Genomic DNA, 19,491 nt, shown 5'->3' with positions numbered 1-19,491 from the left:
TACATGTCCGGCCGATCGGGACGGACCAAAACCCCTACGAACCACGAATGCAGGAGACATCATGGCCGCGGTAGAAGTCACCCCGTTGATCGTCGAGAAGGTCAAGGCGCTGTTCGACAAGGTGTTCAGCAGCGAAGAGGAGACCGCCAAGTTCCTGGCCGACCCGGAGGGCGCGTTCGCCGCCAACGGGATCGAGGCGGAGACGCTCAACGAGCTCGACGTCGACCAGATCGTCAACGACGCGGCGTTCGGCAGCAGCGCAAGCCCGTCCGGTGGGGGCGCCGGAGGGGGCGGCGGCTTCGCCGGCGGCGGGCCCGGTGGCGGCGGCAGCGGCGGGGGCTTCGCTGGCGGGGGGGCCGGTGGAGGCGCCGGAGGGGGCGGCGGCTTCGCTGGAGGGGGCGGCGGCGCCGGAGGGGGCTTCGGTGCCGGCGCCGCCGCCAACGTACCGACCCCGGAGGTCGTGCAGCAGGTGACCCAGGTGACGCAGAACTTCACCAACCAGAACTTCATCGACAACTCGCAGACCTTCACCGACAACTCCACCGAGATTGACAACTCGGTGGACGTCGACGTGGACGGTCCGGTGCTGGGCGACATCGACGTCGACTCCGAGAACCTCAACCAGACCGGGGACGGCAACGTCGCCAACACCGGTGACGGGGACGTCAACGCGGCCACCGGCGACGGGGCGGTGGCGCAGCAGGGCGACGGCGACCAGGTCGCCGCGACCGGCGGGTCGGTGGCGGCCGGCGACGACGCGTTCGGCGTCACCGGCGACAACTCGTCGCTGGAGTTCGTCGACGGCGACAAGGTGATCGCCGACGATGGCGCGGTGGTCGGCACCGGCGGCGGCGACGTGCTCGGTGCGACCGGTGACGGCGCGTTCCTCGGCAACTCCGAGTCCGGCGATGTGGTCGGCAACACCGGCGACAACGCCGTCACCGCAGGCGACGACATCGACGGCGTGGTCAACACCGGCACCAACTCCGGCGTGATCGCCGATGGAGACGTCGACCGGACGGTGCTGGGCGACAACACCGGGATCGTCGCTGACGACGTCGACAAGGCCGTGGTCGGCGACAACAACCAGGCTGCCCAGTTCGACATCGACACCAGCGGGGCGGCCGGCGGCGACGCCAGCGGCACCGGTGGGGCCGGCGGCGTCGGTGGCGACGCCGACGCCGACGGGGGCAACGGCGGCGACGGCGGGACGGGTGCCGGCGTCGGTGCCGGCGTCGGTGTCGGGCTGCGCGGCAAGGGCGAAGGCAAGGGCGAGGGTGACGGCGAGGGCGGCGACGGCGGGGCCGGCGGGGCCGGCGGCACCGCGACCGGTGGCAGCGGTGCCGGTGGCGCCGGCACCGGCGGCAACGCCAGCGGCGGCGACGGCGGCGCGCTGGGGCCGATCAACATCAACTTCGGGGGCGGCAGCCAGCAGAACACCACCGACTCGAGGATCGAGGACTCGTCGCTGGCCTCCGGGGGCGACTCGGCCAGCACCCAGGACTCGTTCAACGACCAGTCCACCAACGACTCGTTCAACGACCAGTCGACCGACAACTCGGTGAACACCGACGACTCGTTCAACCAGGAGGACTCCTTCAACACGGAGGACTCGTTCACCACCGACGACTCGTTCAACAACAACAGCACCGCCGAGGCGGACACCACTGCGGACCCGACCCTCGGGGCGTGACCGGACAACCACAGAGCGGACCGGACGTCGCACGGCGTCCGGCCCGGTGAGCGCCAACATGGCGTGGCAGGTCCGGCCGGGGCCTGCCACGCCATGTTGGCGCTCGCACGTTTCCCCGCTGACCACCGCCTGCTGATCACCGCCTGCCGACACCAACCTCGATCGAGGAGCGACGTTGACCGCGAAAACGACACCCCCTGACGCTGACGGCACGCTGCAACGGGCGACACAGATCGTCGATCTCGCGGTACGCGCCTGCGAGGCGTACGACCGCCCCGACCTCGGTGGTCGGCTGGCCACCATCCGGCACACCCTGTCCGACCCGGTGGTGCACGTCGTGGTCGTCGGCGAGTTCAAACAGGGCAAGAGCTCACTGGTCAACGCGCTGGTCGGGACGAAGATCTGCCCGGTCGACGACGACGTGGCCACCGTCCTGCCGACCTACATCCGGCACGGACCGCAGCCGTCGGCGCAGCTGCTGTTCAGCGACGACCCCGCGCGGCGGGAGCCGCTGCCCATCGACCAGGTGCAGGATGTGGTGCTGGAACGGGCCACCGGCGACGCCACCCCACCCGGGATCGCCGGGGTGGAGGTCCGGCTGCCGCGCAACATCCTGTCGAACGGCCTCGTCATGGTCGACACCCCGGGAGTCGGCGGTCTGGGCTCGGTCCACGCTGCAGCCAGCCTGTCCGCCGCCTCAATGGCCGACGCGCTGCTGTTCGTCACCGACGCCGCCCAGGAGTTGACCCGCAGCGAGCTGGACTTTCTGCGGCAGGCCCACGAGGTGTGCCCGACGGTGGTGTGCGTGATCACCAAGACGGACTTCTATCCACACTGGCGGAAGATCCGGGACCTGGACGAGGGCCACCTGCGCCGCGAAGTCGAAATGCCGATCATCCCGGTGTCGTCCGCGCTGCGGCTGCGGGCAGTCGCCGGCAACGACAAGGAACTCAACGCCGAGTCCGGGTTCCCGGATCTGGTCAAGTTCGTGACGCAGCGGGTCGCCGGCGGAGCGGCGACCCGGGTCGCCACACAGGCCGCCGCGTCGGTCGTCGGCATCTGCGAGCAGATGGAGAACCAGTTCAAGGCCGAGCACGCCGCGCTCGCCGACCCGGAGGCCGCCGCCACGGTGGTGGCCGAGCTCAACGCGGTGAAGCAGCGGGTCGAGTCACTCAAGGCGGCTGCGGCGAAGTGGCAACAGACGCTGAGCGACGGGATCTCCGACCTCAACGCCGACGTCGACTACGACCTGCGCGGCCGGCTCCGGCGCATCCTCGAAGAGGCCGACGCCGCGATCGAGGAGATCGACCCCGCTGACGCCTGGGACGAGACCGAACGCTGGTTGCAGGCCAGGGTGTCCAACGAACTGCTGGCCAACTACATGATGCTGCGTGACCGGGCGATGAGCCTCAGCGACGACGTGGCCCTGCACTTCCAGGAGGCCGCCGGCGAGGTGCTACACCACGTCGCGATCCCCGACCCGGTCCCGTTGGTCGGCACCGCACAGGTGGACCACAAGATCGAGCTGGCCAAGATGAAGCTGGGCAAGCAGGCGATGGTGGCGCTCAAGAGCGCCTACGGCGGCGCGCTCATGTTCGTCATGCTCGGCTCGTTGACCGGGATCGCGCTCGGCCCGATCGGCATCGGAATCGGGCTGGTGATGGGCCGCAAGGGCCTGCGCGAGGAGAAGAAGCGGCAACGCGTCAACCGGCAGAACCAGGCGAAGAACGCCGTCCGGCGGTACTGCGACGAGGTCAGTTTCGTGATGACCAAGGACTCCCGGGACACCCTGCGCCGGATTCAGCGCCAGCTCCGCGACCACTACAGCGCGCTGGCCGAGGAGCTGTCCCGATCGAACGCCAAGGCGCTGTCCGCAGCGTCGGAAGCGGCCCAGCGCACCAAGGCCGAGCGGGAGAGCCGGCTCCGCGATCTAAACGCTGAGCTGGACCGGCTGCGTCAGCTGCGCGAACACGCCACCGCGATCGTCGGCGCCTGACCGGTCAGCCGGCCCCGAGGTCGTCGATCTCCGCGGCACCGTCCACCCCGGCGGTGCCCTCGGAGATTGGCGGCATCGCCCACGGGTCACCCGACGGTAGCGGACCGTCCAGGAGATCCGCCGCGTCCGGTTGGCTGTCGTGGCTGGCCGGTTCGGCGTCGTCCCCGGTCGGGCCGGCCGGGGACGGGTCGACCGTTGCCGACTCACGATCGTCAACGGTCGGGCCGTCGCCGCGACCGAACGCCGCGTCGATCTCGGGGCCGGCCGCGAAACCCGGGTCGTCGAACCCGGCTGGGGTGTCGAACCTGGCTGGGGTGTCGAACCCGGGGGTGTCGAAACCGGCGGGGTCGTCGAACCCCGGACCGTCCGGCGGCACGGCGTCGAACCCCGGACCGTCCAGATCCAGCCGGTCGAACGCCGGATCATCCGGCGTCGGAGCGTCGAACGCCGGGGCGGGAGCCGTGGCGAGCAGGTCGAGCGGCGAGGCCAGATCGTCCGGTACGGTGCCGTCGCCGCTGACCTGGCTGTGCGCCGTGACGAACGGGGCCAGATGTTCGGCCACCTCAGCCGGGGCGGTGTCCGCGAAGCTGACCACTGCCTGTGCCAGCAACTCCGGGGAAAGGTCCGCGTAGCCGTTGGCATCGAGCACGGCAGCGACGTCGCTGTGGGCTGCGGCGTCGCCGGGCAGCCCAGCGAAGATCTCATGCAGGGATCGCGCCGGTGCCATGTAACCACTGTAAGAAGAGCACCACCCGGACCGGCAAGGGGGACATCCCCGCCCCGCCCCCTAACCCTGCCACGGTCAGGACGTGACGTCCTTGCGGGTGAACCGCCAGAACGCCAACGACAGGAAGACCGTGGCGTACGCCAACGCCGACACGCAGCCGCGTACCACGTCGTCGGTCTGCATCGGGGTCGACAGCAGCCCCAGCCAGGCGGTGCTGAAATGGGTCGGCAGGAAGTCCCGCAGCACGCCCAGCGCGGTGATCTGGTCCAGGATGCTGGACAGGATCCACAGCAGCACCGCGCCGCCGACCGCGCCGAGCGCCGCGTCGGTCGACACCGACAGCAGGAACGCCAGCGACGCCACGATCAGCAGCACCACCGCCAGGTAGCCGAGGATGCCGAGCAGCCGCAGCGTGCCCTCCCCGGCCGGGATCTCGGCAGCCACCGTCGAACGCAGCGGCGACCAGCCGTACCGCAGGGTGCCGACCAGCAGCGCGGTCGCGGCAAGGACCAGGATCGACAACCCGGAGTACGCCAACGCGGCGACCAGCTTCACCGCCAGCAGCCGGCCCCGGGGCACCGGCACGGCCAGCAGATAGCGCAGGCTCCCCCAGCTCGCCTCGCTGGCCACCGTGTCGCCACAGAACAACGCCACCGCCACCACCAGCAGGAACGTCGACGACACGAAGATGGTGAACAGGGCGAAGTTCAACCCGCCGGTGGTGGCCAGCTCGACCAGGCTGGCGAACTCGCCGCCGCCGTTGTCGTCGTCACCGTCGTCGAACTCGAAGGCGATCAGCACGATCAACGGCAGCAGCACCATGAAGCCCAGGGTCAGCTGGGTGCGACGGCGGGCCGCCTGACGGCGTACCTCGGCCCAGAACGGCAAGGTGGCGCGGGCCCGGTAGCCGGCGGCGGCGCCGGACAGGTCCGCCGGCCGGTCCGGCTGTCGCACGCCCGGTGATTCGACGGTAGCCATCAGCGGTCCCCGCTTCCCCGTGAGTTCTCGCCGACCAGGGCCAGGAAGGCGTCCTCCAGCCGGCGGCGGGGCACCACCCGGTCCACCGCCACCCCGGCCCGGACCAGCTCCGCGACCACCTCGCTGCGCGACGTGCCATCGACGTCGACGATCAGCCCGCCGTTGTCGGCGGCGACGGTACGCACCCCGGCCAGCCGCTTCAGCACCGCTTCGGCGGCGGTCACGTCCGAGACGTCGAACTGCACGCTCGGCGAATCCCCGACGATGTCGTCCACCGGCCCGGCGGCCACGATCCGGCCCTTGTTGACCACCACCGCGTGGGTACAGGTCTGCTCGACCTCGGCCAGCAGATGGCTGGAGACCAGCACCGCCCGCCCGCCGGTGGCGTACCGCCTGAGCACCCGGCGCATCTCGGCGATCTGCGGTGGGTCCAGCCCGTCGGTCGGTTCGTCGAGCACCAGCAGCTCCGGCAGCCCGAGCATGGCCTGGGCGATGGCCAGCCGCTGACGCATCCCATGGCTGTAGTTGCGGATCCTGCGGTGGACCGAATCTCCCAGCCCGGCGATCGCCAGGGCCTCGTCGAAGTGCGCATCGGCCGCCGGGCGTCCGGTGGCCCGCCAGTACGCCCGCAGGTTGTCGATGCCGGACAGGTGCGGCAGGAACCCGGGCCCCTCGACGAGGGACCCGATCCGGGACAGCACCGGCGCGCCGGGCACCAGCCGGTGGCCGAAGACCAGGATCTCACCACGGGTCGGCTGGGTCAGCCCCATCAGCACCCGCAGGGTGGTGGTCTTGCCGGCACCGTTCGGCCCGAGCAGGCCGACGACCTGGCCGCGTTCGACGGTGAAGTCGACCCGCTCGACCGCGACGAACCCGTCGGCGTACTCCTTGCGCAGATCCCGCACCACCAGCGGGGTCTGCGCGTGCGCGGCGTCGACGGTGTGGTCGGTGCGCCGCTGCCGCAGCCGCACCACGGCGAGGACCACGACCAGTCCGACGACGATCGCGGCGACCAGCCCGGCGAGCACCCAGCGCCACAGCGCTGCCGAGGTCGCGATCGGCTCACCGGCCACCTGCGGCAGGACGACCGGCGCGCCGTCGGTGCCCCCGGCCGCGGTGCCGTCGCCGAGGGCGACCGTGTAGACGGTCGGCTCGACCGGGGTGGCGTACCCCTGGTCCGAGGTGGCGACCACGATCCGCAGCCGGTTGCCGGCCTCGAACCGGTGCACGATCGCCGGCAGGGTCACCTCGACCGGTTGCGCCTGCGCGATGTCCGCCGGCAGGCCGGTCAGCCGGACCGGCGCGACCAGCCCACCGGGCAGGCTCATCGCGCCGTCCGGGTCGACGTCGTACAGCTTGACGAACAGCACCGCCTCGCCGGTCGGCGACGCGGCCCGGACCGTCACCGTCGGCGCGCCGACCACGTCGGCCGGGTCGGCCAACGGCGCCGAGTCGAAGTGTCCGTGCTGGCCGGGCAGCTCACTGACCAAGCCGCCGGCGACGCCACCGAGCGCACCGGCCAGCCCGCCGGCCATCGGCAGCGAGGAGACCGCCGCCGGGTTACCGGCCGGCGGGTTGACGATCGGCTGCGGCGGACCGCCGACGGTCACCGTCGTCGTTGCCGTGCCGGCGGTGCCGGGGTAGTCGGTGACCCGGTAGCCGGTGGCGACCAGTCCCCGGTCCATCGCGTCGAAGCCGGCGATCCGCGACCAGGTGAAGCTGCCGCCCGGAGCCTCGCCGTCCCCGGCGACGTGGTGGTCCAGCCACTGCGCGGTGAGGAACTTGACCCGGTCCTGGTCGGTCAGCGGACCGCTGCCGCCGTCATGACCGCCCGTGAACCAGGCGACCCGCACCGGGGTGCCGTTCGCGGCGATGCCCCGGGCGTTCGCGTCGGCCTGGGCCAGCGGGAACAGCGTGTCCGCCGTGCCCTGGATCAGCAGCGTCGGCGCGGTGATCCGGTCCAGCACCCGGGCCGGGCTGGACCGCTGCAGCAGTGCCACCGCCGCCGGGTCCCCCCGGCCGGTGGTGGCGATCCGCAGGTACGCGGCGCACACGTCAGCGGCGAACCTCCCGCACTGCGGATCAAGCCCACCCAGATCCGCCGGCATCCCCGGCCCGCCGACGCCGGTCGGTGCCCCCGGGCCAGCCGGGTCGGCCGGCATCCCCGGCCCGCCGACGGGAGCCCCGGCGCTGCCGAAGAACAGTCCGGCCCAGCCCTTCTTGAACACCCCGTCGACCGGGTCACCGCCGGTCGACTCCGGCAGGAACGCACCGGCCAGGTCGTTCCAGGTGATCATCGGCACGATCGCGTCGACCCGGTCGTCGGCAGCGGCCAGCAGCAGCGCCAACGCGCCGCCGTACGAGCCGCCCACCACCCCGACCTGCGGGTCGCCGTCGGCGTCGGTGCGTACCTCGGGGCGCTGCGCCAGCCAGTCGAGCAGCCGGGCGGCGTCGCGCACCTCATGGTCGGGGCTGTTCAGGTGAATCTGTCCGCCGCTGGCCCCGAACCCGCGCGCCGAGTACGCCAGCACCGCGTACCCGAGGGTGGCCAGTTCCTCGGCGTCGGCGGCCACCGACTGCTTGGAACCGCCGAAGCCGTGGGCGAGCAGCACCGCAGGCACCGGATCGGCCGCCGAGGCCGTCTCCGGCAAATAGAACGTGGTGTCCAGATCGACCGGCTGGTCACCGTCCGGGCCGGAGCGGACCGTGAGCCGCTGCTCGGTCACCGCGTACGGCACCGACTCGGGCCAGACCGCCCAGGTGACCACGCCGGCGACCAGGACGAGCGCGAGCAGCCCGCCGCTCAGCCGCCGCTGGTTCGACCCGGGCAGGACCCGACGCAGCCGCGTGGACAAGGGAGTCGGCATGTGCCACACGGTACGGCCACCGCCCGCCGGCCAGCTGTGAACCCTCTCAGCCGCGGCGGTGGATAGGCTCGGCGGGTGGCCGACCCCGAACTGACCTTGTCCGCGAGCCTGCGGCCCGCCGCGTTGGACGCCCGCAGGGGCATCGTCCGACTGCACCCGGAGGTGCTGGCCGCGCTCGGCGTCACCGCCGGCACGCCGGTGCGGCTGACCGGGCGACGCAGCACCGCCGGGGTCGCGGCCCGCGCCGAGGCCGGCGCCAGCCGCGCTCTGCTGTACGCCGACGACCTGACCCTGGGCAACCTCGGTGTCCGCGACGGCGGTCAGGTGACCGTGGCCCCGGCGCCCGAGGTCGCCGCCCGCCGGCTGACCCTGGAGGGACCGGTCGAGATCGTCGCGGTGGTCAGCCCGGAGATGCTGCGGCTGGCCCTGCTCGGCAAGGTGGTCACCGCCGGTGATGACGTGTCGCTGCTGCCGCAGGACGTCTTCTCCGACTCGGCGCACCGTGGCCTGATGGAGGCGGCCCGGCGCAGTCTGGCCAACGTCGTCGGGTACGCCTGGACCAGCACCCTGCTGACGGTCGCCGACGCCGAGCCGGCCGGCCCGGCCGGGACCGGGGACCCGGTGCTGGTCACGATGGACACCGTGGTGGCCTGGCGGCACGGGCCGGCCACCCACGGGTCGTCCGGGGAGGAGGTCCGCCCGGCCGGGCCGGTGTCGCCGGCACCGGCACCGGACTTCGTCGACGAGCCGGCACCCAACCTGGACGACCTGCCCGGCCTGCGGGCCCAGGCACACGAGTTGACCGAGCTGCTCGACCTCGGCTTCCACCATCGGGAGGTGCTGGACCGGCTGGGCACCACGGTCTCGCTCGGCGTACTGCTCAGCGGACCGGCCGGGTCCGGCAAGTCGGCGCTGGTCCGTGCGGTCGCCGCCGACCTGGACGCCCGGGTGGAGACGCTCTGGGCGCCGGAGCTCGCCGCGTCGACCAACGACGCGGCGGCGCAGCGGCTGCGGCGGGCCGCCGAGTCGGTACGCCGTGGCGACGCCGCAGTGCTGCTGATCACCGACGTGGACGCGATCGCGCCCCGCGACGAGCCGGGTCCGTTGTCGACCGTGTTCCGGCAGGTGCTGGCCGAGACGGTGGCCGCCGGCGCGGCGGTGGTCTGCACCACCAGCCACCCGGAGGCGCTGGACCCCGGGCTGCGCGGCCCGGACCTGCTCGCCGTGCAGGTCGCGGTGCCGCTGCCGGACGCCGCGATGCGTCGGGAACAGTTGGCCGTGCTGACCCGGGGCATGCCGCTGGAGGACGACGTCCGGCTCGACGACGTCGCCGCGCGTACCCCCGGGTTCGTCGCCGCCGACCTGGCTGCGCTGGCCCGCGAAGCCGGGGTACGGGCGGCGCTGCGGCAGAAGTCGGCGGAGACGCCGATGGTGGCCGCCGCCGACTTCGAGGCCGCGCTGGAGGTGGTCCGCCCCACCTCGATGGCGACGTCCACGCTGGAGCTGGCGCGGGTGACGCTGGACGACGTCGGCGACATGGCCGAGGTCAAGCAGATGCTGACCGAGTCGGTGCTCTGGCCGTTGACCTACCCGGACACCTTCGCCCGGTTGGGCGTGCAGCCGCCACGCGGGGTGCTGCTCTACGGTCCGCCGGGCTGCGGCAAGACGTTCCTGGTGACCGCGTTGGCCGGCACCGGCAAGGCGAACGTGCTGTCGGTCAAGGGCGCCGAGCTGCTGTCGAAGTGGGTCGGGGAGAGCGAACGGGCGGTCCGCGAACTGTTCCGCCGGGCCCGCGAGGCAGCGCCGACCCTGGTGTTCCTGGACGAGGTGGACGCCCTGGCCCCGGTGCGCGGGCAGGCGTCCGACGGCGGCACCACCGACCGGGTGGTCGCCGCGCTGCTCACCGAACTGGACGGGGTCGAGGCGCTGCGCAACGTCGTGGTGATCGGTGCGACGAATCGGCCGGACCTGGTCGACCCGGCCCTGCTGCGGCCGGGCCGGCTGGAGCGGTTGGTGTACGTACCGCCGCCGGACGGTGCCGCGCGCACCGAGATCCTCAAGGCGGCGGCGAAGTCGGTGCCGCTCGCCGACGATGTGGACCTGACCGAGCTCGCCGCGTCGTTGGACGGGTTCTCGGCGGCGGACTGCGCCGCACTGGTCCGCGAGTCGGCCCTGGCCGCGATGCGGGAGTCGTTGGAGGCGTCATCGGTGACCGCCGCGCACGTCGCGGCGGCCCGGAACCGGATCCGGCCGTCGCTGGACCCGGCGCAGGTGGCCTGGCTGGCCGCGTACGCCGAACAGCAGTCCGCCCGGTAGGGGCGCGTCGCGCCCCTGAAGTGCCGTTGCGCGCCAGACGCGCCGGCATACCCGGATCAGCGCGCCCGGATCAGCCGGCCAGGTCGGTGGTGAACGCCTCGTCCAGCCAGAACCGGGCGTGCACCTGGCCCTGCTCGACCCCGATGATCGCGCCGCACCGCCGCAGCAGGTTGATCGCCGACCGGTTGGCCGGTGTGGTCCGGGCGATGACCAGGTGGGCACCGAGCCGGACCGCTTCGTCCAGCACCGCGCGTAGCGCGGCGGAGCCGACCCCCCGCCCACGGGCGGACCGGCCGAGCCAGATGCCGGTCTCCACGACGGAAGGGGTGTCGAGCCGGCTGAGCCGGATGCCGCCGACCACGTCCCCGCCGACGGTGACCGCGTAGACGATGGTGCCGGCGGGCCCGAACTGCCCGCCGCCGAAGTGGGACCGGTAGAACGTGCGGAAGGCGTCCCGGCGGGCGGCGGTCCAACCGGCCGGGCCGGGCACCGGCGGCATCACCTCACCCGGCTCGGCCTCGGCCACGGCGGCAGAGAGCAACGGCTCCAACAGGTCGTCGCTCATCGGGGTCAACCGCACGTCGTGCCGCACGGCGGTAGTCTCCCAGGCCGGTGCCGACTCCGCCTTACTCATTCCGCACCTCCCGTCTACCCAGCTACCGGCCCCTGAGCGGGATAGTTGCTCAGTACCGGCGCTTCCCAAACCGCCTCGGTGACACCGGTCACCCGCGGGCCGGCGACCCGGATCCCGCCCGTCAGCTGTTGTCCCAGGTCAGTACGCATCGACGGGCCGGATCACCCGGTATCGAACAAACAAAATATCGCCGTGGCGTCGTCGTGCCGCTTGTGACCAATCGACCGATCCGGCTCGGCGGTCTCGGCCGTCCGTACCTGGCGGATCAACTCGGCTGGCCCGGCCTCGGCGAGCAGGTCCATGAGCTGCGGCCAGCTGTACCGCCCGAACCGTTCGACGGCCCGGGTCGCCCCGTCGCTGAGCAGCGCCGCCCGGGTGATCCGGCCCGGTCCGGTCAGTGGCAGGGTGCCGCAGAGCGCCCGGTCGGCCGCGGCCGGGTCGGCGGCGGCCACCCAGTAGCCGTCCGGCTGGTTCATCCACTGCCGCTGCCACCGTACGGCCCGGTGGTAGCGGTGCCGTGGGTCGTCGGTGGCCGGCGGATCGTGCTGTCCGCGCAGTCTGTCCATGGTGTCGGCCAACCGGTTGTCGGACACCACGCCGACCTGCCCGGCCGCCTCGAACACCAGTGGACTGTCGCACAGCACCAGGTAGTCCAGGTGTCCACCGGAGCGGCGCAGCAGGCACACGGTGGCCGACGGGGTTCCCGGGTGGTCCACGTCGCAGCTGGCCGCGTGGTCGTCGCGGACCGCCCGGATGGCCTCGGCGAGCAGCCCGGCCAGCGGGGCGGCCGGCGTAGCGGCGCTGGCCAACCCGAGCCGGGCGGCGAGCCGGCGTACGTACCAGGCCGGCCCGTGGCTGCAGCCGGTGTCGAAGCCGGCGGGAGCGGTGGCACCGTCCAGCACTCCGACCAGGTCTCCGTACTGCAGGATATGGTCCTCGTTGTCCGATTGTCCGGGCGCGGCGACCGAGCAGGCGTCCACCCGCATCGTCGGCAGGTCGGCCGGCGGGGCCGACGACCGGCTCGTCACCGCCGGCATCGGAGTCGGCCGGGAATCACCCTGAGCATCTCTCACCAACTCTCAGAATCCGGTCCGTCACCGACGGTAGCTTGACCGGTAGGTGGGTGTCGAGGATCGCGAGCCGCGCGGCGCACGTGACAGCGGCGCCCGGGACTCAGGGGGGACCACAGATGTTGCGTCAACTGCACGAAAAGGGCCTGCGGGCCGAACACATGTACGTTGCCGGCATCGTCAGCATCGGGATCTCGCTGACCAGCTGGATACTCTCCAAGCGGTTCGAGGCGGCGGGCGTCGACCGGGCCGACCGGTGGGGCATCTTCGTCGGCGAATGGGCACCGACGTTCATCGCGCTCGGCAACGGGCTCAAGATGTACGAGAAGTGACTGGCCCGCGCAGACGGGCCGACGGCCGATCCCGACCGGTCCGCCACCGGCGGACCGGCTCAGCCGCGCCGGGCCCGCGACCTGGCCGCCCGCAGCCGGCGGAGCCGGGCCACCAGCACCGGTTCGACGGCCAGCGCGACCGGGTTGTCCAGTAACTGGTTGAGCAGCTGGTAGTAGCGGGTGGCGGAGAGACCAAAGGTGTCCCGGATCGACTGTTCCTTGGCACCGGCGTGTTTCCACCACTGCCGTTCGAAATCGAGAACCCGCTGCTCACGCTCGGTCAGCCCGGTCGCGGCCGGCCCGGCTGCAGGCGTACCGCTGACGGTGCCCGCACCGCCCGGTCCGGTGCCGGCGTCGGACCCATCGGCGTTGCGGCCGGCGTCGTCGAGCGGCTCGGTGCCGGCGTCGTCGAGCGGCTCGGTGCCGGCGTCGTCGGAGCCCCGGGAACCGCCCGGCTCGCTGCGTTGCCGGGGAACGCCGGCCGTCGTCCGGGGGACCGGCCCGGCGCCGGGTCCGGTCCGGGGTTCGTCAGCAGCCGGCACCTCACCAGGGTAATCGCCGACCCCACGGGTACGCATCCGCCGGTTTGCGCCGTTGCGGTGTGTCGGCGACGACGCCGTCAGCTGGCCCAGCCGACTCAGCTGACGTCGCGCCGGCGCACCGTCCACGCCGCGACAACCAACACCAACAGCACCACCGCCGCCATCAGCACGCCGGTGTGCAGCCAGGTCAGCTCCGTGGTCGGCGGTACGCAGCCGGGCTGCCCGTCGCACGCCTGCCAGCTGGTCAGCTCGATCGACGAGTCCATCCAGGCGATCCAGTACACCGGCAGCACCCACGCCTCGGTGAAGGTGGCGTCGGTCACGTCGGCGAGGAAACTCAACGCGGACTGGCCCAGCACCAGTACGGCGAGGACGCCGCCGAGCGCCAACGCGGTGTGCCGGCCGATCGCGGCCAGCCCGAAGCCGACCGTGGCCGCCGCGACGACCAGCACCACCACCCGTAGCTCAGTCAACGCGACGGACCGCCAGGCACCGGCGGTCATCTCGGCGGTCGAACCGCGCCACACGGCGGTCGCCCAGTGCGCCGCCGTCCACATCAGCACGGCGGGCACGGTCACCGCCAGTACGCCGGTCAGCAGCGCGGCCAGCTTGGTGAACAGGACACGGAGCCGGCGTGGCCGCCACAGCAGCAGGTTCATCATCGCGCCGGAGGTCCACTCGGCACCGATGAACGACGCCCCGGCTGCGAAGAAGACCAGGGTGGACAGGGTCGCGAAGACGTACAGGGTGGCTGGAAAATCGCTGTGGTAGATGAACGTCGCCGGCAGGTACGGCTCGGCCGGGTACATGTCCCGGGTCGGTGCCACGATATCGGCGCAGTTCGGTGGAAACCGGTTCGTATCGGCGGCGCCGCTGCTCTGGCTGCGCTCGCATTCGGCTCGCCACTGCTCGGCCCATTCGACCCCGGCCCGGTACTCGGCCGCGGCGGTGCGCTCGGCTTCGGCGTACGCCGCCGGGCCGATCTTCTGGTTGCCGAGGAACGTCCCGACGGCGATCGCGACCAGCAGCAGCAGCGCGGCGGCCACCAGGTAGCGGACGAAGCGCCGTTTGCCGAGGCGGCGCAGCTCGGCCCGGTACAGATTCATCGCCCGGCTCCCGTCTGGTCGGCGTCGGCCGTCAGGTCGGCCTCGGTGCGGTCGGCCTCGGTGCGGTCGGCCTCGGTGCGGTCGGCCTCGGTGCGGTCGGCCTCGGAGGTCAGCTGAAGGAAGACACTTTCCAGGTCGGCGGTGACCGGGGTCAGCTCGCTGACGTACAGGCCGGCGGCGGCGAGAGTACGGGTGACTCGGGCCGGCTGGTCGACCCCGTGCACCAGCAGGTGATCGGCGTGCCGGGTGACAGTGACCGGTGAGCCGTCAACGGCGCTCAGGGCCGTCTCGGCGGCCGGCAGGTCGGCGGCAGCCTCCAGGCGTACCCGCAGACCGCCGGCGGAGTGCGCGGCCAGCACCTCGGCGACCGGTCCGGCGGTGACCCGGCGGCCCCGCGAGATGATCGTCACCGAGTCGCAGATCACCTGGATCTCGCCGAGAATGTGGCTGGACAGCACCACGGTGGTGCCGGCGGCGACCAGGTCACGCATCAGGGTGCGCATCTCCCGGATCCCGGCCGGGTCCAGGCCGTTGGCCGGCTCGTCGAGGATCAGCAGTGCCGGTTCCTTGAGCAGCGCCGACGCGACGGCCAGCCGTTGACGCATGCCGAGCGAGTAGGTGCGGACCCGCTCGCCGGCCCGGTCGGCGAGGCCGACGAGGTCCAGCACCGCCGGCACCCGGTGCGGCGCCAAGCCGCCGGCCTGAGCGAGCAGCGACAGCGTGTCCCGGGCGGTGAAGTGCGGGAAAAACTGTGGACTCTCCACGATGGCGCCGACCCGGCCGATCACCGCCGGCAGCTGCTGCGGGACCGGCTGGCCGAGGATCGCCATCCGGCCGCCGCTCGGCGCGACCAGGCCGAGCAGGGTACGCAGTGTGGTGGTCTTGCCGGATCCGTTCGGGCCCAGGAAGCCGTGCACCTGGCCGGCCTCGACCCGCATGTCGAAGCCGTCGACGGCATGCCGGATCCCACGTCGACGGCTGCGGTAGGTCTTACGCAGCCCGGAGATCTCCAGTACGGCCGTCATCCGCCACCTCCGCCGCGCGCCCGCCGTCGAAACCCGGACACACCATACGGGACCGACCGCTCAGGCGGTGACCACCGTCACGCCGAGTTCACGGAAGGCGGCGACCGTGCCGGGCTCGGCGCCGGAGTCGGTGATCAGGGTCTCCACCCGGTCGATCGGGCAGATCCGGGCGAAGGCGTGTCCGCCCAGCTTCGACCCGTCGGCGATGATCACCACCCGTTTGGCGCGGGCCACCATCAGCGCGTTCATCGACGCCTCGCCCTCGTGGTGGGCGGCGGCCCCGAGCTGCGGGTCGATCGCGTCGACACCGAGCAGCGCGACGTCCAGGGTGACCTCCCGCAGCAGCGCGCCGCCGAGCGGTCCGACCAGTTCGAACGACTGCGGTCGGACCACGCCGCCGGCGACGACGATCTTCATCCGGGAACGGACCAGCAGCTCGTTGGCGATGTTCAGCGCGTTGGTGACCACGGTCAGTTGGGCGCCGTCCGCGCTGGTGTTCAGATCCGGGCGTACGGCGAGCGCGCGGGCCACCTCGGTGGTGGTGGTGCCGCCGTTGAGCCCGACGACCATGCCGGGTTCGACGAGTGCGGCGGCGGCCGCGCCGATGCGCTGCTTCTCCGCCGAGTGCTTGGCAGTCTTGTAGCGCAGCGGCAGGTCGTAGGAGACGCCGTTGGCGACCGCCCCGCCCCGGGTGCGGGTGATCATCTGTTGCTGGGCGAGCTGGTCGAAGTCGCGGCGAATGGTGGCCTGGGAGACGTCGAGGCGGGTGGCGGCGTCCTCGACGGTGATCCGGCCGCTGTCGGTGAGCAGTTCCAGCAGAGCGTTCCAGCGTGCGTACCGATCCATGCCGCCCCTTCCCACGCTTCGCTGCTACCGCGCCTCGCTGCTTACCACGCCTCGCTGCGCAGATCGTGACCAGTTTGCTGCACACTAATGCGCGAAACGCCCGCCAGGCAAAACCTCTGGCTGCGCGATCGGGCATCACCCCAGCCCGGTTGTTGCCACCCGGTCACGAGAACGCGCACAATGACGCGCGAAAAGGTGCCAGTTCGAGCCCGAACGAGCACCGCTGCTTGTCGTCAGCGAGGAGTGTCGCGATGAGCTACGTCGACGCCGAGATCGCCAGCCAGCCGGAGTGCTGGCGCCGGGCGGCCGCACAGGCCGCCGACACCCCCGCCCGGGCGCTGCCCCGCACCGGCGAGCGGGTCGCCGTGGTCGGCTGCGGCACCTCCTGGTTCATGGCGATGGCGTACGCCGGGCTGCGGGAACGCGCCGGCCACGGTGAGACCGACGCCTTCCAGGCCTCCGAGTTCCCCACCGGCCGACACTACGACCGGATCATCGCGATCAGCCGCTCCGGCACCACCACCGAGATCACCGACCTGCTCGCCGCCGTCGACGACCCGCAGCGCACCACGGTCCTCGTCGGCGACCCCGGCTCCCCCGCCGCCCAGCTCGCCGGCCACGTCGTCGCCCTGCCGTACGCCGACGAGCGGTCCGTGGTGCAGACCCGCTTCGCCACCAGCGTGCTGGCGCTGCTGCGGGCCCACCTCGGCGCGGACGTGGCGGCGATCGCCGCCGACGCCGAGGTCGCCGTCCGGGCCCGGCTGCCGATCGACCCGGCACTGATCGACCAGGCCACCTTCCTCGGCCGGGGCTGGACCGTCGGCCTGGCCCACGAGGCGGCGCTGAAGTGCCGCGAGGCCGCCGTCTTCTGGTCCGAGGCGTACCCGGCGATGGACTACCGGCACGGGCCGATCGCGATCGCCGGGCCGGGCCGGATGGTGTGGGCGTTCGGCGAGATCCCCGACCACCTGGCCGACGACGTGGCGGCGACGGGCGCGGCGTTCGTGCACAGCCGGACCAACGGCGTGTACGCCGTCCTCGACCGGTGGGCCGCCGGACGCCGGCCGCTCGACCCGATGGCCGACCTGATCCTCGCCCAACGGTTCGCGGTGGCCCTCGCAGCCAGCCGTGGGCTCGACCCGGACAACCCGCGCCACCTGACCCGGTCGGTCGTGCTGACGTGACGCTGCCCGGCGGAGCCGGCCCGACACCGCCCGGACCGTCCGACGAGGTCGTCATTGCGTTGGACGTCGGCGGCACCGGCATCAAGAGCGCCCTGGTCGGGCTGACCGACCGGGCGGTACGGCACACCGAGCGGCGACCGACCGCGGCGGCCCGGGGGCCGGCCGCCGTCGTCGACACCATCTGCGACCTCGCCGGGCAGCTCGCCGACGCCGCCCGCGCCGACGGGCTCACCCCGGTCGCGGTCGGCGTCGCCGTACCCGGGGTCGTCGACGAGTCGGCCGGCGTCGCGGTCTGGTCGGCCAACGTCGGCTTCCGCGACGTACCGCTGCGTGACCTGGTGGCCGCCCGGGTCGGGCTGCCGACGGCGCTCGGCCACGACGTACGGGCCGGCGGGGTCGCCGAGGCCCGGATCGGCGCCGGGCAGGGCAGCCGGCACGTGCTGTTCGTGGCGGTCGGCACCGGCATCGCGGCCGCCGCCGTCGTCGACGGCACCGGCTACCCCGGCGCGCACGGCGCGGCCGGCGAACTCGGTCATGTGGTGGTCCGCCCCGACGGGCCGACCTGCGGCTGCCGGCAGACCGGCTGCCTGGAGGCGGTCGCGTCGGCGGCGGCGATCACCCGCCGGTACGCCGACCAGGCCGGCCGCCGCACCGGCGGCGCCGCCGAAGTGGCCCGGCTGGCCGCCGCCGGCGACCCGACCGCCGGCCGGATCTGGGCCGACGCGGTCGACGCGCTCGCCGACGGCCTGCTGATCGGCCAGGCGATGTTCGACCCCGAGCTGGTGGTGCTGGGCGGCGGGCTCGCCGAGGCCGGCGACCAACTGCTCGCCCCGCTGGACGCCGCCGTCCGCCGCCGGGCCACCTTCCACCGGCTGCCCCGGCTGGTCCGGGCCGCGCTCGGCGACGAGGCCGGCTGCCTCGGTGCCGCGCTGCTCGCGTCGGACCTGGTCGCGTCGGACCTGGTCGCGTCGGACCTGGTCGAGCGGGCCGCCGAGCCGGCTGAGCGGGCCGCCCGATGAGGATCGAGGGCCGGCTGGTCACCCCCGACGGGGTACGCGAGCACGGCCGCCTGGCCGTCGACGGCGACACGATCACCGAGGTGGCGACGACCGACGGCGGCCCGGCCGGGGTGCACGCGTCGGCATCGGCATCGGCATCGGCATCGGCATCGGCATCGGCATCGGGCTGGATCGTGCCGGGCTTCGTCGACATCCACAACCATGGCGGCGGCGGACACACCTTCACCACCGGCGACCCCGACTCGGCCCGCCGGGCCGCCGCCTTCCACCTGGCCCACGGCACCACCAGCCTGCTGGCCAGCCTGGTCAGCTCGCCAGTCGAGCTGATGCGCGACGCCGTCACCCGGTACGCCCCGCTGGTCGCCGACGGCACCCTCGCCGGGCTGCACTTCGAGGGCCCCTACCTGTCGGTCGTGCGGTGCGGGGCGCAGAACCCGGCGTACCTGCGCGACCCGGAGCCGGACGAACTGGCCGGGCTGCTCGACCTCGGCGACGGCGTGATCCGGATGGTCACCGTGGCCCCGGAACGGACCGGCGCGCTGGCCGCGATCGCCCGGCTGGTCGACGCCGGGGTGGTCGCCGCGATCGGCCACACCGACGCCGGCTACGACCAGACCCGGGCGGCGATCGACGCCGGCGCCACCGCCGGTACGCACCTGTTCAACGGGATGCGCCCGCCGCACCACCGCGAACCCGGCCCGGTGTTCGCCCTGCTCGGCGACGACCGCGTCACCTGTGAACTGATCGCCGACGGGGTGCACCTGCACGACGGCACCCTCACCTTCGCCACGTCGGTCGGCGGCCCCGGTCGGACCGCGCTGGTCACCGACGCGATGGCCGCCGCCGGCATGCCCGACGGCGCGTACGAACTCGGCGGGCAGGCGGTGACGGTGTCCGACTCCGTGGCCCGGTTGGCCCGCGACGGGTCGATCGCCGGCAGCACGCTGACCATGGACGCGGCGCTGCGCCGGGCGGTCGCCGCCGGCATCGACATCGTCGACGCCGTACGGATGGCGGCCACCACCCCGGCGGCGACGGTCGGCCTGGCCGGCACGGTCGGCGCACTCGCCCCCGGGCACCGGGCCGACTTGGTCGAGCTCGACGACGACCTGCGGGTACGCCGGGTGATGCGCGCCGGCGTCTGGCAGTGAGCCAC

16 protein-coding genes are annotated in these 19,491 nt (G+C 73.0%); 7 read left to right on the top strand and 9 right to left on the bottom strand.

Features of this window, described 5'->3' with window-relative positions; genetic code table 11:
• Window positions 1-61 precede the first annotated feature (61 nt).
• Together O7610_RS25705 and O7610_RS25700 are read left to right on the top strand one after the other, a co-directional pair.
• Complete coding sequence (locus O7610_RS25705; protein ID WP_281552956.1) at window positions 62-1,693, top strand: hypothetical protein; 1,632 nt, start codon at window positions 62-64, stop codon at window positions 1,691-1,693.
• Window positions 1,694-1,868: 175 nt separating this feature from the next.
• Window positions 1,869-3,689, top strand: coding sequence for a dynamin family protein (locus O7610_RS25700; protein ID WP_281552955.1), 1,821 nt, complete (start codon window positions 1,869-1,871; stop codon window positions 3,687-3,689).
• Window positions 3,690-3,693: 4 nt separating this feature from the next.
• Here the strand turns inward: O7610_RS25700 and O7610_RS25695 are convergent, their stop codons facing one another.
• From O7610_RS25695 to O7610_RS25685, 3 genes are all read right to left on the bottom strand, one after another.
• Window positions 3,694-4,416, bottom strand: coding sequence for a hypothetical protein (locus O7610_RS25695; protein WP_281552954.1), 723 nt, complete (start codon window positions 4,414-4,416; stop codon window positions 3,694-3,696).
• Window positions 4,417-4,491: 75 nt separating this feature from the next.
• Window positions 4,492-5,394 (bottom strand): ABC transporter permease, encoded by a 903-nt coding sequence (locus O7610_RS25690; protein ID WP_282232446.1) that lies wholly within the window; start codon window positions 5,392-5,394, stop codon window positions 4,492-4,494.
• Window positions 5,394-8,261 carry an alpha/beta fold hydrolase gene (locus O7610_RS25685; protein WP_289212078.1) on the bottom strand — a complete coding sequence of 956 codons (2,868 nt, stop codon included), beginning with the start codon at window positions 8,259-8,261 and terminating at the stop codon, window positions 5,394-5,396. Before O7610_RS25685 ends, O7610_RS25690 begins: the two co-directional genes overlap by 1 nt.
• A 75-nt stretch (window positions 8,262-8,336) precedes the next feature.
• Between O7610_RS25685 and O7610_RS25680 the strand changes: the two genes are divergently transcribed.
• Window positions 8,337-10,577 carry an AAA family ATPase gene (locus tag O7610_RS25680; RefSeq protein ID WP_289212077.1) on the top strand — a complete coding sequence of 747 codons (2,241 nt, stop codon included), beginning with the start codon at window positions 8,337-8,339 and terminating at the stop codon, window positions 10,575-10,577.
• Window positions 10,578-10,647: 70 nt separating this feature from the next.
• Here O7610_RS25680 and O7610_RS25675 read toward each other — a convergent pair whose 3' ends face one another.
• A complete protein-coding gene (locus O7610_RS25675) occupies window positions 10,648-11,169 on the bottom strand; it encodes a GNAT family N-acetyltransferase (protein WP_281555819.1) in 522 nt (173 codons plus the stop codon).
• A 203-nt stretch (window positions 11,170-11,372) separates the two neighbouring features.
• A complete protein-coding gene (locus O7610_RS25670; protein WP_281555818.1) occupies window positions 11,373-12,248 on the bottom strand; it encodes a protein phosphatase 2C domain-containing protein in 876 nt (291 codons plus the stop codon).
• A 152-nt stretch (window positions 12,249-12,400) separates the two neighbouring features.
• Here O7610_RS25670 and O7610_RS25665 point away from each other — a divergent pair, with 152 nt between their 5' ends.
• Window positions 12,401-12,613, top strand: coding sequence for a hypothetical protein (locus O7610_RS25665; RefSeq protein ID WP_281552950.1), 213 nt, complete (start codon window positions 12,401-12,403; stop codon window positions 12,611-12,613).
• Window positions 12,614-12,672: 59 nt separating this feature from the next.
• On the opposite strand, the gene O7610_RS25660 is transcribed toward O7610_RS25665, so the two are convergent.
• From O7610_RS25660 to O7610_RS25645, 4 genes are all read right to left on the bottom strand, one after another.
• Entirely contained in the window at window positions 12,673-13,155 is a 483-nt protein-coding gene (locus tag O7610_RS25660) for a DUF3263 domain-containing protein (protein ID WP_281552949.1), read from the bottom strand.
• A 95-nt stretch (window positions 13,156-13,250) separates the two neighbouring features.
• Window positions 13,251-14,261 carry an ABC transporter permease gene (locus tag O7610_RS25655; protein ID WP_281552948.1) on the bottom strand — a complete coding sequence of 337 codons (1,011 nt, stop codon included), beginning with the start codon at window positions 14,259-14,261 and terminating at the stop codon, window positions 13,251-13,253.
• On the bottom strand, window positions 14,258-15,286 hold the full coding sequence (locus tag O7610_RS25650; protein WP_281552947.1) for an ABC transporter ATP-binding protein: 1,029 nt from the start codon (window positions 15,284-15,286) through the stop codon (window positions 14,258-14,260). The genes O7610_RS25655 and O7610_RS25650 overlap by 4 nt, the downstream gene beginning before the upstream one ends.
• A 60-nt stretch (window positions 15,287-15,346) precedes the next feature.
• Window positions 15,347-16,132, bottom strand: a complete 786-nt coding sequence (locus O7610_RS25645) for a DeoR/GlpR family DNA-binding transcription regulator (protein ID WP_281552946.1) — start codon at window positions 16,130-16,132, stop codon at window positions 15,347-15,349.
• A gap of 251 nt (window positions 16,133-16,383) precedes the next feature.
• Between O7610_RS25645 and O7610_RS25640 the strand changes: the two genes are divergently transcribed.
• The 3 genes from O7610_RS25640 to nagA are packed head-to-tail and all read left to right on the top strand — an operon-like array spanning window position 16,384 to window position 19,486.
• Window positions 16,384-17,316 (top strand): SIS domain-containing protein, encoded by a 933-nt coding sequence (locus O7610_RS25640; protein ID WP_289212076.1) that lies wholly within the window; start codon window positions 16,384-16,386, stop codon window positions 17,314-17,316.
• A complete protein-coding gene (locus O7610_RS25635) occupies window positions 17,313-18,335 on the top strand; it encodes an ROK family protein (RefSeq protein WP_289212075.1) in 1,023 nt (340 codons plus the stop codon). Before O7610_RS25640 ends, O7610_RS25635 begins: the two co-directional genes overlap by 4 nt.
• A complete protein-coding gene (nagA, locus tag O7610_RS25630; protein ID WP_289212074.1) occupies window positions 18,332-19,486 on the top strand; it encodes an N-acetylglucosamine-6-phosphate deacetylase in 1,155 nt (384 codons plus the stop codon). Before O7610_RS25635 ends, nagA begins: the two co-directional genes overlap by 4 nt.
• Window positions 19,487-19,491 lie beyond the last annotated feature (5 nt).

It is taken from the genome of Solwaraspora sp. WMMA2065, assembly GCF_030345075.1.
GTDB lineage: Bacteria > Actinomycetota > Actinomycetes > Mycobacteriales > Micromonosporaceae > Micromonospora_E.
The sequence above is the reverse complement of the archived record's forward strand: the minus strand, read 5'-3'. Positions and strand labels throughout refer to the sequence as shown.

What these genes read in the sequence shown, in the direction of transcription:
- O7610_RS25695 (WP_281552954.1), bottom strand. Translation starts at nt 4,416, where the DNA reads ATGGCACCGGCGCGATCCCTGCATGAGATCTTCGCTGGGCTGCCCGGC.
- O7610_RS25665 (WP_281552950.1), top strand. Translation starts at nt 12,401, where the DNA reads ATGTTGCGTCAACTGCACGAAAAGGGCCTGCGGGCCGAACACATGTAC.
- O7610_RS25655 (WP_281552948.1), bottom strand. Translation starts at nt 14,261, where the DNA reads ATGAATCTGTACCGGGCCGAGCTGCGCCGCCTCGGCAAACGGCGCTTC.
- O7610_RS25670 (WP_281555818.1), bottom strand. Translation starts at nt 12,248, where the DNA reads ATGCCGGCGGTGACGAGCCGGTCGTCGGCCCCGCCGGCCGACCTGCCG.
- O7610_RS25690 (WP_282232446.1), bottom strand. Translation starts at nt 5,394, where the DNA reads ATGGCTACCGTCGAATCACCGGGCGTGCGACAGCCGGACCGGCCGGCG.
- O7610_RS25650 (WP_281552947.1), bottom strand. Translation starts at nt 15,286, where the DNA reads ATGACGGCCGTACTGGAGATCTCCGGGCTGCGTAAGACCTACCGCAGC.
- nagA (WP_289212074.1), top strand. Translation starts at nt 18,332, where the DNA reads ATGAGGATCGAGGGCCGGCTGGTCACCCCCGACGGGGTACGCGAGCAC.
- O7610_RS25640 (WP_289212076.1), top strand. Translation starts at nt 16,384, where the DNA reads ATGAGCTACGTCGACGCCGAGATCGCCAGCCAGCCGGAGTGCTGGCGC.
- O7610_RS25645 (WP_281552946.1), bottom strand. Translation starts at nt 16,132, where the DNA reads ATGGATCGGTACGCACGCTGGAACGCTCTGCTGGAACTGCTCACCGAC.
- O7610_RS25685 (WP_289212078.1), bottom strand. Translation starts at nt 8,261, where the DNA reads ATGCCGACTCCCTTGTCCACGCGGCTGCGTCGGGTCCTGCCCGGGTCG.
- O7610_RS25705 (WP_281552956.1), top strand. Translation starts at nt 62, where the DNA reads ATGGCCGCGGTAGAAGTCACCCCGTTGATCGTCGAGAAGGTCAAGGCG.